The organism is Xanthomonas sp. Leaf148, assembly GCF_001423585.1.
In the GTDB taxonomy this organism is placed as follows: domain Bacteria; phylum Pseudomonadota; class Gammaproteobacteria; order Xanthomonadales; family Xanthomonadaceae; genus Xanthomonas.
Genome location: NZ_LMOP01000012.1, coordinates 469,462 through 482,476, shown reverse-complemented (window position 1 = coordinate 482,476; position 13,015 = coordinate 469,462). Strand labels below are relative to the sequence as shown.

Below are 13,015 nucleotides of genomic sequence, written 5' to 3'. Positions count from 1 at the left end.
GCGGACAAACAATCCCCCATGAACCCGTAGGAGCGGACCCGGCCGCGACACCGCCTTACTCGGACAACGCTCCGTCGCGGCCAGGTCCGCTCCTACATGCGCTGGCGTACCGCTTCACTGCCCTGGCAGCGCAGCAATCAAGCGTAGAAGGGCATCGTCGGCAACACTCAAGTGCGGTGCGATACGTAAACGTCCATGCCGCCGCGTGCAGATCGCGCCCTGCTCGCCGAGCGTCTTTGCCACCGCATCCAACTGGGTGGCCGGCGGCTGCAACGCGGTCAGGTGCGGCGCATGACTAGGCGTGCACCAATGGCCAAGCCCGCGCGCGGATAACGCCGCATCCCACTGCGCGGTCAGTGCGCCCAGCGCCGCAGCGATACGCGCGGGTTGCCAGGCCGTCACCTGCTGCAGGGCGGCCATTGCCATCGCAATCCGCAACGGGTCTGCAACGCCGCCGGCATCGAACCGCCGTGCCCCTTCGCGATACTCCGGCGCCTGCGCCACCGGAAATTCCCAGCTGCTGCCGGCATCCCGGCCGATCCAGTGTTCTTCGATCGGCACGCCCTGCGTGCGCCACTGCGGCGCCACCCATAGCCAGGCTAGGCCCATCGGCCCCAGCAACCATTTATGGCCGACACTGACCACGAACTCCGGCTTCCAGCGCGGCAGGTCGGTCGGCATGACGCCCAGACTTTGGCTCAGATCCAGCACCAGCGCCGCATCGCGCGCGTGCACCGCCGCGCTGATCCGGTCCAGGTCCAGCTGCCGCCCGTCCAGCCAGTACGCATGCGGCAGGCTCACGATGCGCAGCGCAGGTGTCTGTTCAACCGCTTCCAGCACCGCGTCGGTCAGCACCGTGCCGGCAGTGGTCGGCACCGCCACAATGCGTGCGTCCACCTCCGTGCAGCGCCGTTGCCAGATCAGCAGGTTGGACGGGAATTGCCCGTCCAACAGCAGCACGGCGTCGCCGCGATGCAGTGGCAGATTGCGTGCAGCCGTGGCCAGCCCATGCGCGGCCGACGGCAACAGCGCCACCGCATCGACATCGTTGTCGAACAGACTGGCGGCCAAGCGGCGCAGCTGTTCGATGTCGTGCAGCCATGCATCGAACGGCAACCGCCACGGCGTGGCCATCGCATCGACCGCCTGATGCGCCACAGCCTGCACCGCAGTCAGCAACGGCCCGCGCGAGGCAGCGTCCAGATAGATGACCTCATCGGGTAGCGCAAATGCGCGGTGCCGGTGTTCCCAGGCGACAGGGGTGGGGAGCGAACTGGGCAGCGAAGACGATGGCATGCCAACAGCTTACCGCTGGCTGCCATGCCGCCGACACGGCGCGTTCACGGACGCTCCTCAAGCATATGGCGATGTCTGCACTCTCACCCCTGGTGGTCAACCGCCAGCAACAGCAGTTGACGCTGCTGCAACGCTACGCGCAGACCCGCGCGCTGAGCGACCGTCTTGCCGCACCTCTGAGCGCGGAAGACGCGATGGTGCAGAGCATGCCCGATGCCAGCCCCAGCAAATGGCATCTGGCGCATACCACCTGGTTTTTTGAACGCTTCGTGCTGCAGGCCGACCCTGCGTACCGCGTCTTCGACCCGGCGTGGGATTTCTTGTTCAATAGCTACTATCAAAGTGTGGGCCCGATGCATGCGCGCACACGTCGCGGTCTGTTGTCGCGGCCATCGCTGCAGCAGGTGCGCGACTACCGCGCGGCCGTCGACACCCACATGCAGCAGCGCTTGCAAGATGGCGCGCTCGACGCGCAGGCCTGCACCATCGTGCAACTCGGTATCCAGCACGAGCAGCAGCACCAGGAATTATTGCTGACCGACATCAAGCACGCGCTGTGGAGCAATCCGCTGCAGCCGGCCTACCGCGATGCGCCCGCACCCGAAGCTGCATCGCCGAGTGCACTGCGTTGGCACGCGCGTGACGAACAGATTGCAGAGATCGGTGCAGCCGCATGGCCGCAGTGCGACACGTTTGCCTACGACAACGAGTCGCCGCGTCACCGCGTGCTGATCGGGGCGCATGCCTTGGCCAACCGTGTCGTTACCAATGCCGAATTCCAGGAGTTCATCGACGCCGGCGGTTACCTCAGCGCCGGTGCCTGGCTCAGCGATGGCTGGGCGATGGTGCAGGCGCAGGGCTGGCAGCATCCGCTGTACTGGGATGCAGATGGACGCGAATTCACCCTGGATGGCTGGCGCACGCGCGATGCGCACGCGCCGGTCTGTCACCTGAGCCTGTTCGAAGCCGATGCGTTCGCACGCTGGGCCGGTGCGCGTCTGCCCACCGAAGCAGAGTGGGAACAAGCGGCTGCCGGGGTGCCGGTGCAGGGCAATTTTGTCGATACCGACGCACTGCATCCCCGCGCTGCGCAGGCCGTCGATACCGGCATGCAGCAGCTGTTTGGCGATGTGTGGGAGTGGACCGGCAGTGCCTATCTGCCGTATCCGGGTTTCGCACCATGGCCTGGCTCGTTGGGCGAATACAACGGCAAATTCATGAATGCGCAATGGGTGCTACGCGGTGGCAGCTGCGCCACGCCGGCCAGCCACCTGCGCGCCAGTTACCGCAACTTTTTCCCCTCCGATGCGCGTTGGCAGTTTGCCGGCGTGCGTCTTGCCAAGGATCTGCCTTGAACGCCGCCGCCCATGCCATGCAACGCGCCCATGCCGCGCTGACCGATCTGCGTCCACAGCCGGACGACATCACCGCCGACGCATTGGCGGGCCTGTCGCAAACACCCAAGACGCTGCCGTCCAAGTATTTCTATGACGCCCGCGGCTCGCAGCTGTTCGAAGCCATCACCCGGCAGCCGGAGTATTACCTCACCGGCACCGAATTGACGTTGCTGGAAGCCAGCATGTCCTCGATCGCGCAGGCGATTGGCCCCGACGTGCATGTGGTCGAATACGGCAGCGGCAGTGGCCGCAAGACCGAGCTGCTGCTGCAAGGCCTGCGCGATGTGGTGGCGTACACGCCATTGGAAATTTCGCGCACCGCATTGCTGGAAAGCACGGCTCGCTTGACCCAGCAATTTCCGCAGATTCAGATGCTGCCGGTCTGCACCGACTTCACCAAACCGTTGCGTCTTCCCGATGCGCAGCGCCCTTCACGCCGACACGTGGTGTTCTTCCCCGGCTCGACGCTAGGCAACTTCACCGACACCGCCGCCATCGCCCTGATGGATGCGATGCGCCAGACCATGGGCAGCGATGGCTGCGCCTTGATCGGCATCGACCTGGACAAGGATTCCGGCCTGATCGAAGCCGCTTACAACGATGCGGCCGGCGTCACTGCCGAGTTCACGTTGAACCTGTTGGCGCGGCTCAATCGCGAGATCAGCAGCGACTTCGATCTGGAAGGCTTCCGCCACCACGCGGTGTATGCGCGCGAACGCGGCCGCATCGAAACCTTTTTGATCAGTCAGCGCGACCAACGCGTGCACGTGGGCGGAAAGGAATTCGCATTTGCCGAAGGCGAAGCCATGCAGGTCGAATACAGCTACAAATACACCGATGCGCGTTTTGCCGAACTGGCCGCAGCCGCCGGGCTCAAGGTCACGCACGGCTGGAACGATGCGAAGGATTGGTTCGGGCTGCGCCTGCTGCGCCCGGTGTGAGCGAACCGGATCGCCACCATGGCCGAGTGCGGCCTGGCGATCCGGTTCCAGCCATCGATCAGTTCGATTGCAACAGTGTGCGCATGCGGTGGCACGAAGCGGCGATGGCATCCACCAGCGCATCCAGAACCGGATGCGCGACGCCTTCCTGCCGAAGCACGACAGCAAGATCACGCGCCTGATCGGGCAGATCGCTTGCGGCCATCTCCATCCAGGCGAGGCAGGTCATGGCGTCCAGGCGCAGCGTTTCGGCCAGTTGCCGCCAGTCGCCTGGACGAATGTCCCACCAGCGATAGTGGCTGCCGACCTTCATTGCCATCTTGATTTTGCGCTGTTGCAGCTGCGGATACGGCAGGGCGCTGGAGATGTCATACAACGGTGCCAGCCGGACCTGCCGGTGTTGGCCGAGCAGCAGCGAATAGTTCTTCGCGTGCGCATCGGTGCCGCCGATCAGGTGGTTGAAGACCAACGCCTGGAACAAGGTTTCGATGTCCTGCCGCGGCTGCGAGGAGTGCGTCCACAACAGTTGCGACAGCGCAGCCGGCCCCGGGCCGCCCTGGTTCTGGTACTTGATCTGCGGCATCACTCCCAGCGCTTGGCAGACGTCTTCCTGGTGTACGCGCAGCAGCCTGCCGTTGCTGGCGATGCGGTCGTAACGTTCGACGCAAATGGCGGTTTCATCGCCGAAGCGCAGCGCCTGGGCGGCGGCGGTCGGCAGGCCGATGCTGCGCGCCAGGCGCAGGCAGAACAGCTCGTTCTCGACGAACCCGTCGTATTCGCCGCTCGGTGGTTTGAGGATATGCGTGGTCGGGATGCGTCCGGCCGGGATGGCCCACTGCTGCCCGTCGTGCAGCAACGCGATCTTGGCCTGCGCGCCGGCCAGGCTGAACTGCCCGACGTCATCGACTTGGCGCGCCGCGCCGATGTCCTGGCGCAGCCTGTGCAAGCGTGCTTCCAGTTCGCCATCCGTGAGCGGTTCGATGCTGTCGCTGGCGCCGGACAGCACATCCTCAAGCCGGCTTTCGGTGACGAACTGCACCGCACCAGCGCAATCCTCGCCGACGTGCGACAACAGGGCGAGCGGGTTGCGCGGAGAGACCTGGAACCTGGAGGCCCAGCGTTGCAAGGTGGCTTCGTTGTCTGGCAACAAGCCCCATAGCACTGCACTGACCGCCTCGGTGCGGTGATCCTCCTTGCTAAGGGGAAGGTTCAACGACAGCGGTATCGCACTTTTCGAATGCTGCCAGTCCGGCGTGTAGGTGAACCGTGGATGCCCATGCGGGTCGGGCGCCAGATAGCCGATCACCTGGTTTTCGATCAGTGCGATTAGTCTCACGGATCGCCCTTCTTTTTAGAAGATGCCGATATGACTTTGGAAATTTTCGCTGCCTTGCCGACCTTCGAACGATCAAGTGCGGAGACCTGGTTCTGCAAGACTTCATTCACTACATGTTTTTCATTCGGTGCATTGATCATTGAGGGATACTGATTCAGCGCTGCGGTTAAGGCTGCCTGCGCCGGAGACTGTTTTAGAGCATCCAATACTGCCCGTGCCGGAGACTGCTTTAGAGCATCCAATGCCGAGGATGGTCTGAGTAAGCCTGCATTTTTCAGGCTATCGAGCGACGAGAATTGGTTCTTGAGGAGGGTGTTGTTGAACGCATTGAGAACGTCGGTTCCCACTGGTGGATTGGACCGGTTATGTTCAACGATCGCGTCGAGATTGATCGGCGTCACGGTGCCGCGATCGGGTACGCGCGCTTGCGGAGCCTGAGTAACGCCTGGGCCCAGCATCAACTCCAGTCCCAACGCCTGCAGTGCTCTCAGGATCAATTGCAGCTCCGCGCGCGGCTTGCCTTTCTCGATATCGACGACCCATTGCCGGCTTACGCCGATTTCGTTGGCCAGGCGAGCCTGATCCCAGCTCAAGCGCTTGCGCCTGGCGCGGATGATGTTGCCGATATCGGAAGGCGTGCGGACAGTATCCATGGCTGCAATGTAAGCGATCGACGACATTGACGCAATGTCGTCGATCGCTTACATCGACAGGTCGATTCGCGCTCAAGCACCCAGTCATCTCCAGCTGGATGTCGTCGATCGCTTACATCGGCGAAGTGTCACCGCTCGGCGACATCAAGCTGCCTGCACCACATGCAGCACCTTCGGATTGCGCCACTGCGCCAGCAAGGCCGCTTCGCGCGCCTTGGCCTCACGCAGATGCGCCTCCTTGACGTGCCCATAGCCGCGGATGTGTTCGGGAATGCTGGCGATCTGCGCGGCGAGCCCCACGTTGTCGGCATCCAAGCTGTCCAGCAGCCCGTCCACGGTGGCGAGGTAATCGACAATCAGTTGGCGCTCGCTGCGCCGCTCGGCGGTGTAGCCGAACACATCGAGCTTGCCTCCGCGCAGGAATTTCAGACGTGCCAGCAGCTTGAAAGCGCTGAACATCCACGGCCCGTATTCGCGCTTGATCAAATGGCCGTGTGCATCCTTCTTGGCCAGCAGCGGCGGTGCCAGGTGGAAGCGGACCGTGTAGTCGCCTTCGAACTGCTGCTGCAGCCGGCGCTGGAAATCGCCACGCGTGTACAGCCGCGCCACTTCGTATTCGTCCTTGTAGGCCATCAGCTTGAAGGCGTAACGCGCCACGGCTTCGGTCAATGCACTGCTGCCGGGGACGCGTTGTGCCTCGTGTGCACGCACGCGTTCCACCAGCGCGCGATAGCGCTGCGCGTAGGTAGCGTCCTGGTAGTCGGTGAGAAACGCGATGCGGCGGGTAATCACTTCGTCCAGCGACTGCGCCAGCTGCTCATCGTCGAGTGGATGCACCGGTGCATCCACATCGCCATGCAGTGTGCTGCCATCGGTTTGCGCCAACGCACGCGGTGCGTTCTGTCCGCTGAGAGTGTGGTCTTCCCAGCTACCGGGCGCACGCGCGGCGGGTGTGTCACCGTGTCGATGTGCAGACGCGTCAGCGTTGACCAGACCTGCAGCGCGTTGCACCGCCGGCAGATCCACCGCCGCCAGCCGGCCCCAGGCGAAGGCCTGCTGATTCATCGCCACCGCCGCGCCATTGAGTTCGATCGCGCGCATCAATGCCGCATGCGACAACGGCACCAACCCGTGCTGCCAGGCATAGCCCAACACGAACAGATTGCTGGCGATCGCATCGCCCAGCAGTGCAGTGGCCAGTTGTGTGGCGTCCAGCAATAACGGCTCCTGTCCGCCAAGCGCGGTACGCACACCGGCAATGATCTCGGCAGCCGGGAACTGCAGATCCGGCTGCGTGGTGAAGCTGCCCGGCATCGCTTCATAGGTGTTAAGCACCACCTGGGTGCGGCCATCGCGCACCTTGGACAGCGCCCAATAATCGTTGACCACCACCATGTCGCAGCCCACCACCAGGTCGGCTTCGCCGGCGGCAATGCGCACCGCATGGATGTCGCCGGGCGTGCGCGCGATGCGGATATGCGTGGTGACCGCGCCGCCTTTTTGCGCCAGGCCGGTCTGGTCCAGCACTGTGGCGCCCTTGCCTTCCAGATGCCCGGCCATGCCCAGCAGCGCACCGATGGTCACCACGCCAGTGCCGCCGACGCCGGTGATCAGGATGTTCCAGGGTTGCTCCAGCGTAGTGCGTTGCGGCGGTGCGGGCAGGTTATCCAGCAATGCGCTGGCATCGCGTTGTTTGCCCTTGCGCGGCGCACCGCCATGCACGGTGACAAAGCTCGGGCAGAACCCGGAGACACAGGAATAATCCTTGTTGCAATTGGATTGATCGATCTGCCGCTTGCGCCCGAATTCGGTTTCCTTCGGCAGCACCGACACGCAAAAACTTTTCTCGCCGCAATCGCCGCAGCCTTCGCAGACCAGCGAATTGATCATGACGCGCTTGGGCGGGTCGACCAGCTTGCCGCGCTTGCGGCGCCGACGTTTTTCGGTGGCGCAGGTCTGATCGAAGATCAGGATCGACACACCCTTGACCGTGCGCAGGTGCTGTTGCACCGCATCCAGCTCGCCACGATCATGAAATGCCACATCAGCGGGAAACAGATCGCGCCGCCGCGTCCACTTGCCGATGTCGTCGCTGACCACCGCAATCTCGTGGATGCCTTCGGCGCGTAGCTGATGGGCGATGTCGGGCACGGTGAGCGTGCCGTCCACCGGCTGGCCGCCGGTCATGGCCACCGCATCGTTGTAGAGAATCTTGTAGGTAATGTTGACGCCGGTGGCGACCGATTGGCGAATCGCCAACGAGCCGCTATGGAAATACGTGCCATCGCCCAGGTTCTGGAACACGTGCGGGGTGTCGGTAAACGGCGCTTGCCCCGACCACGTCACGCCTTCGCCGCCCATGTGGGTGAAGGTGTCGGTGGAGCGGTTCATCCAGGTCACCATGTAATGGCACCCGATGCCGCCCAGCGCGCGCGAGCCTTCCGGCACCACCGTGGAGGTGTTGTGCGGGCAGCCCGAGCAGTAATGCGGCACGCGCGGGAACTGCGCGCGCGGCAAGGCCATTTCCGCTTCCTTGGTCTCCATCCAGCGCAACCGCTGCTCGATCGAATCGGCAGTGAAAAACCGCTGGATGCGCTTGCCGATCACCGCAGCGATCGTGGCCGGGGTCAGCTCGCCGGTCGACGGCAAAATCCATGCGCCGTGTTCGTCGTACTTGCCGACGATGCTCGGCCGCGCACCAGCGTTGGCCGGCCAGTTATAGAACAGCTCCTTCATCTGGCGCTCGATGAAGGCCTTCTTTTCTTCCACCACCACGATGTCGTCGAGCCCCTGCGCAAACGCGCTGATGCCCACCGGTTCCAGCGGCCAGGTCATGCCGACCTTGTACACGCGGATACCGATCTGTGCGCAGGCCTGCGCATCCAGGCCCAGGTATTCCAGCGCCTGCAATACGTCCAGATAGCTCTTGCCGGTGGTGACGATGCCCAGCCGCGCGCGCGGCGAATCCAGCACGATCCGGTCGATCTGGTTTGCCCGTGCGAATGCCTGTGCCGCCGTCACCGCATAGCGATGCAGACGCATTTCCTGGTCCACCGGCGGGTCGGGCCAACGGATGCTCAAGCCGCCCGGCGGTAGCGCGAAATCCTCCGGCAGCACGATGCTGCGCGCGAACGGGTCCACCTGCACCGACGCGGACGATTCCACCGTCTCGGCGATGGTCTTGAAGCCGATCCAGCGCCCGGTGTAGCGGCTCATCGCCCAGCCCAGCAAGCCCATGTCCAGGATGTCCTGCACCCCGGCCGGGTTGAGGATGGGCATCATTGCGCTGACGAATTCGTCTTCCGACCCATGCGGCAGCGTCGAGCTGCGGCAGGCATGGTCGTCGGCGGCCAGCGCCAGCACGCCGCCAAACGGCGAAGTGCCGGCAGCATTGCCGTGCTTGAACACATCGCCGCTGCGGTCCACGCCCGGGCCCTTGCCGTACCACATGCCGTACACGCCCTGCACCTTGGCGCCGGGGAACAGGTTGGTCTGCTGGGTGCCCCACACCATGGTGGCGGCCAGGTCCTCGTTGAGGCCTGGGGTGAAGGTCACCCTGGCGGCATCCAGATGCTTGCGCGCGCGCCACAGTTCCAGATCCAGTCCGCCCAAGGGGCTGCCGCGGTAGCCGCTGATGAAGCCGGCGGTGTCCAGGCCGGCCGCGTCGTCGCGCAGGCGCTGCAGCAACGGCAGCCGCACCAGGGCCTGCACGCCGGACAGATAGATGCGCCCATCGGTGCGCGTGTATTTGTGGTCCAGCGTGTAGTCCGCATCCACCCGGCCGAGCTCCGGCGTGTTGGCAGAGTCGGGAGAAGAGAGTGCAGCGGTACTGGTCATGGCGTGCCCGGAAAGGGTGGCTGGGACCCGGTGCGTGTCATCTGAAACCAATGACCCGCCCGACGGATTCCAAAACGGCGGCGCAAAGTGTAACAGTCAGCCTTCACGCGCCCGTTCGCACCCGGATGCACAGCCGTCGCGCTGCGGGTAGGATGGGGACGGGAAGGGTCGTTTGCTGTTTCAGGGGAAAATACAGTGAAAAGGAAATACGCATGGGCCGCCTTGGTCCTGCTCGGAGGCGTGTGGTCGCTGGCGCAGGCGCAGAGCCTGCCCAAGCCCAAGGAGTTCTATTTCGACGAAGACCGCAGCACCACCAAGGCCGTGGTCGCGGTGCCGGGGCAGGGCGATGCCGTGGTCGACCGTCTGGCAGCGATGGTGCAGCGTGACGCACGCGCCGCCGAACCGCGCGCTCAGCTGGCCTCGCTGGCCTATGCCGGCGGACGGACGCAATTGGGCGATGAGTTGTACCAGGGGGCATTGGCATTGGTCTCCAGTGGCAGCCAGCAATATCGGGCCATCAGCTGGAACTACGGCTGGGACCTGGTGCGCGCCGACAAGCCCGACAAGGCGTTGCAGCAGTGGGCCAACCTGGCCAATGGCCGCCCGGCCACGCCGGAATGGTTGCCCATCACCGCCGCTCTGACGTTGTGGCGGGCCGGTCGCAAGCAGGAGGCCACCGAGTGGTATGCCGCCGCCGTGCGCACCTGGCCCGATCGCTGGAGCAGCACCGCCAATTACGCCAGCCTGCTGCCGGATTGGCGCGACGCAGAGCGCACCAGCCTGGCCGAGGTTTTTGCGGCATGGCAGGCCAGCCCGCCGGCGTTTCCGTAAGCGACGCACCGCGCTGCAGGGATCGCCTGCAGCGCATGCCGTGCAGTGATCTGCAGGTTTGCCGCAGGGTGCGTGCCCGCCCACCATCGCGGGACACGCTGTAAGGACGTCCTTGTCAGCCCTTACGCGGCAGCCATACCGCTTAAGGTCCCGCGATGGTGAGCGGGCCAGGACCGGTCCAGGTGGTCGGTATGCAGGGGTTTCAATGAAGCAGCCAGCAACCTGCCTAGCGCGGTGTCCTCGCCGATTGCGGGCTCGTTGGCGGCATGGATGCGGCCATCGAGCTCCCAGCGATGGGTTCACAACGTGTCCCGCGAGCGGAGAGGGCACCGCGCCCTCGACAGACTGGCTTCGGAATAGGCAAACGATGGAAGTCTCGCTGCGCACCGATGGCGACGCGTTCTTCGTGCAGGGATTCAATGGCGCGCGCGACCGCTTGTTCCGGCTCGATCTGTTGCGCCGTAAAGGGACCTGGCCATCTGGCCGACGCGTTCCTCGCGTAAGCGCGACGCCACGCTAGCTCTCCTCCACTCCTCCCCAGTGCCTGGCCCCGGCGCTGTGCGATTCTGTGCATCGCTCTCCAACAGACACGATCAGCCATGGCGGTGGATGCATTTGCGTTGATCCTGGCGATGCTGGGGCTTGGCCTGGTGTTCGCGCGGCTCAAGGTGCTGCCGGACAACAGCGCCGACGTGCTCAACCGCATCGTGTTGTACATCTGTCTGCCAGCCTCGGTGCTGACCTACGTGCCGCGCCTGCACCTGGACGCCTCGCTCGCTGGGGTGATCGCCACGCCATGGCTGCTGACCGCGATCATCGTGCCGCTGCTGTGGGGCTGCAGCCGCGTGTTGCGCTTCGGCCGTGCCGAGTACGCCGCGCTGCTGATGTGCGTGGTGTTCACCAACTCCAGCTTCATCGGGTTTCCGATGGTGCGCGCGCTGCTGGGCGACCAGGCCCTGCCGTACGCGGTGGTGTACGACCAGTTCGGCACCTTCGTGCTGTTGTCCACCTTCGGCTTGTACGTGCTGGCGCGCTACAGCGGCGATACGCCGCCCACCGCAAAAATCATACTGACCCGTGTCCTCAAGTTCCCGCCGTTGTGGGCGCTGCTGTTCGCGCTGACGCTGATGCCCGCGCAGCCACCGGCCTGGATCGGCGCAGGCCTCAAGAGCCTGGCCGATGCGATGTTGCCGCTGGTGATGCTGGCGGTGGGCTTTTCGCTGCAGTTGCGTCTGCCCGCCGACGAACTCAAGCCACTTGCGGTGGGGCTGATCTTCAAGCTGGCGGTGATGCCGATCCTGGCGCTGCCGCTGTCCTGGGCGCTCGGCCTGCGCGGGCTGATGCTGCAGACCAACGTGCTCGAATCGGCCATGCCCACCATGATCACCGCCGCCGCGCTGGCCATCTCCCATCGGCTGGCCCCCAGGCTGGCAGCCGCCATGGTCGGCTACAGCATCCTGCTCTCGCTGCTGACCTTGCCCGCCTGGTCCTGGTTGCTGGCGCGCCTGGTGGCTTGATACGCCCGCAGCGGCATGAAATGCTGGCCTGCGGCATGGCGCCGCGCTCACACGGAAGACAAGCACATGCAGGGATATCGTCAGATCGCAGTTGCGCTGCTGTGCCTTGGCACCAGCCTGTCGGCCTCTGCGGCAACAGCGCCTGCCATGCCCGAGCCCGCCAATGCACCCGAGGTGCAGCAGTGGGCACAGCAAGTTGGCCAGGCCATGCAGGCGCGGCTGCAGACCCTGGCCGCCAGCCAACAGCCGCGTCAGCGTTATGTTGCAGGCCTGCTATGGCTCAGCGACGACGCGCAGGCTGATGCGCAGTCCGCCGCCACCGGCTACGCGCCAGCCCAGCGGGCAGTGCTGCAAGGAGCGCTGGATGCACGGCCCCGCGATCTGCTGGTCGCGCGCGTGGAGGCCAACGGCTGCCCGGCGGAGCTGCGCTGCGACCCAGCCGGCGGAGTGGTTTTTCTGGAACAGGCCGATGCCGGCAACGCCGATGCGCCGTTGCGGGCCTTCAGCGCCGCGCAGCGACGTGGCGATCGGCTCGCCGCCGAATCCGCCTGGCAGGCCGCCGCACGCGCAGACCATTTCGACAGCGGCGCCGTTGCGCTGGGGCAGGCCTTGCACGCCGCCTATGCCGGGATGCAATGGCCACAACTGCAATCGGTGCAGCTGCGCGCGCAACTGCAGGCACAAGATCTGCCGTCCACTGGTGCGGAGATGGCGATGGGCTACGTGATGGGCGCCTGGGCGGCGCACGTGATTCCGTCGCTGGCCGAGGTCACGCGCCGATGCACCCCGCCCATCGCCGCACCTGCATTGCGCGATGAGTGCATGGCCATCCTCGGCAACCTGGGCAACGACGACGCAATGCTGGTAACGGCGTTGATCGGCTCCGAGCGCATGGCAGACCTGAGCACCGGCCGCGATGCTGCGTATTGGCACGCGCGGGTACGCGAGTTGTGGTGGTTGCAGCAGCATCAACAGCGCCGCACGCCCAGTTTTGCCACGGCCGCTGCTGAGGTCGAGATCACGTTGACGCAAGGTGAAATCCCCTCATTGCGCGCGTCCTTGCAACGCAGCGGCATTGCCGCTTTGCCGCCGGCGGACTGGCATCCCGTCGCCGCAATTCGCTGAGACACAAGGTGCGCCGCAAACGTACGCGGCTGAACCGTGCGCCGATGCTGCACTGCGATGACAAACGCACGCATCGCGTTTA

9 protein-coding genes are annotated in these 13,015 nt (G+C 64.8%); 5 read left to right on the top strand and 4 right to left on the bottom strand.

What is annotated here, in order from left to right; all coding sequences use genetic code 11:
* Positions 1 to 114: 114 nt before the first annotated feature.
* Positions 115 to 1,296 (bottom strand): aminotransferase class V-fold PLP-dependent enzyme, encoded by a 1,182-nt coding sequence (locus ASF90_RS19185; protein WP_055853808.1) that lies wholly within the window; start codon positions 1,294 to 1,296, stop codon positions 115 to 117.
* A gap of 65 nt (positions 1,297 to 1,361) precedes the next feature.
* Here ASF90_RS19185 and egtB point away from each other — a divergent pair, with 65 nt between their 5' ends.
* A complete protein-coding gene (egtB, locus tag ASF90_RS19180) occupies positions 1,362 to 2,651 on the top strand; it encodes an ergothioneine biosynthesis protein EgtB (protein WP_055853805.1) in 1,290 nt (429 codons plus the stop codon).
* On the top strand, positions 2,648 to 3,634 hold the full coding sequence (egtD, locus tag ASF90_RS19175) for an L-histidine N(alpha)-methyltransferase (RefSeq protein WP_055853801.1): 987 nt from the start codon (positions 2,648 to 2,650) through the stop codon (positions 3,632 to 3,634). The genes egtB and egtD overlap by 4 nt, the downstream gene beginning before the upstream one ends.
* Before the next feature lie 58 nt (positions 3,635 to 3,692).
* Here egtD and ASF90_RS19170 read toward each other — a convergent pair whose 3' ends face one another.
* The 3 genes from ASF90_RS19170 to ASF90_RS19160 all read right to left on the bottom strand — a co-directional run bounded on the left by ASF90_RS19170 (position 3,693) and on the right by ASF90_RS19160 (position 9,460).
* The gene (locus ASF90_RS19170; RefSeq protein WP_055853798.1) at positions 3,693 to 4,970 is read right to left on the bottom strand and encodes a type II toxin-antitoxin system HipA family toxin; all 1,278 of its coding nucleotides are present in this window, start codon (positions 4,968 to 4,970) and stop codon (positions 3,693 to 3,695) included.
* Positions 4,967 to 5,650: a helix-turn-helix transcriptional regulator gene (locus ASF90_RS19165; RefSeq protein ID WP_236699314.1), complete on the bottom strand. Its 684-nt coding sequence runs from the start codon at positions 5,648 to 5,650 to the stop codon at positions 4,967 to 4,969. Before ASF90_RS19165 ends, ASF90_RS19170 begins: the two co-directional genes overlap by 4 nt.
* Before the next feature lie 117 nt (positions 5,651 to 5,767).
* On the bottom strand, positions 5,768 to 9,460 hold the full coding sequence (locus ASF90_RS19160) for an indolepyruvate ferredoxin oxidoreductase family protein (protein WP_055853795.1): 3,693 nt from the start codon (positions 9,458 to 9,460) through the stop codon (positions 5,768 to 5,770).
* A gap of 195 nt (positions 9,461 to 9,655) precedes the next feature.
* On the opposite strand from ASF90_RS19160, the gene ASF90_RS19155 reads away from it, so the two are divergent.
* From ASF90_RS19155 to ASF90_RS19145, 3 genes are all read left to right on the top strand, one after another.
* On the top strand, positions 9,656 to 10,291 hold the full coding sequence (locus tag ASF90_RS19155; protein ID WP_055853793.1) for a hypothetical protein: 636 nt from the start codon (positions 9,656 to 9,658) through the stop codon (positions 10,289 to 10,291).
* Positions 10,292 to 10,890: 599 nt separating this feature from the next.
* The gene (locus ASF90_RS19150) at positions 10,891 to 11,808 is read left to right on the top strand and encodes an AEC family transporter (RefSeq protein ID WP_055853790.1); all 918 of its coding nucleotides are present in this window, start codon (positions 10,891 to 10,893) and stop codon (positions 11,806 to 11,808) included.
* 66 nt (positions 11,809 to 11,874) lie between these two features.
* The gene (locus ASF90_RS19145) at positions 11,875 to 12,933 is read left to right on the top strand and encodes a hypothetical protein (RefSeq protein WP_055853984.1); all 1,059 of its coding nucleotides are present in this window, start codon (positions 11,875 to 11,877) and stop codon (positions 12,931 to 12,933) included.
* Positions 12,934 to 13,015 lie beyond the last annotated feature (82 nt).